Source organism: Psychrobacter sp. AOP7-A1-24, from assembly GCF_052376235.1.
Lineage (GTDB): Bacteria > Pseudomonadota > Gammaproteobacteria > Pseudomonadales > Moraxellaceae > Psychrobacter.
Genome location: NZ_JBQSVM010000107.1, coordinates 1 through 831 on the forward strand (window position 1 = coordinate 1; position 831 = coordinate 831).

Consider the following 831-nt stretch of genomic DNA (forward strand, 5'->3'; position numbering starts at 1 on the left):
ACTGAATAACTGTATTGGTTATCTCATCTAATTTTAGATAATTTATCAGTCCAATACGGCTGTCTAAAATATCCATGTATATTTGACCAATATTACTTCCTAGTTTATTAAAAAGAATGCCATTACTTTTAATAAATTTTTCATACTCATTGATTTGCTGACATACGGTATGTGGTAGATAGACTAATCTGCCAATAGTGTCATCTTGCATCTCCTTATCGCTAATAAAGTAGACTCCAGTTCTGGTATCTATATTTGACAACCTGCCAAATGGCTCATTCACAGGTCGATAACCACTTGCAACAGACATCAAAATATATAGATAGTCCATAAAGCTGTTATTAAGACAAACCAATGAATCCAAGTCATTTAACTTTAAGTTTACAGTAGCGGCTTCTACTTTTTGTCTTAGTTTAACCACGATCTCTTCTAGTCTAAATTCATTAACAGCTAATGCGCTCCCTATAGTCTTATTCCAATAATCTGTTAATGTTTCATCGGGTAGCTCGAAAAGCATATATAGTTTAGTTTGATTTGGCTCATACTTATTTTCAAGTAGCCCTATCAAGTGATCCATATAGTCCCGTTGGCATCGAAATAAATCATATTGACTGACATTATAATAAGGTAGTGCTGAAAGGTGATGAACAGCACAGTTAGTTAGTACTTCTATAAGCGCTTTATCTATATTGGTTTGAGCTAAATAGTGAGGTAAATAGTTTTTAACCTTATTTATGCTCAGTCTTATTCCAAACTCTTTATTGAGTTTACGGAGATCCTCTTTTGCTTTTTCATGAATAGAGTCTCTTATTTTATCATCAGTACTTTCAA

The 831-nt window shown here is 32.9% G+C and carries 1 protein-coding gene; it reads right to left on the minus strand.

The genetic code is table 11. The annotated features are described in order from the left end of the window. On the minus strand, positions 1–831 hold an 831-nt coding region (locus ACT3QQ_RS13925; protein WP_444528430.1), incomplete at both ends, for a hypothetical protein.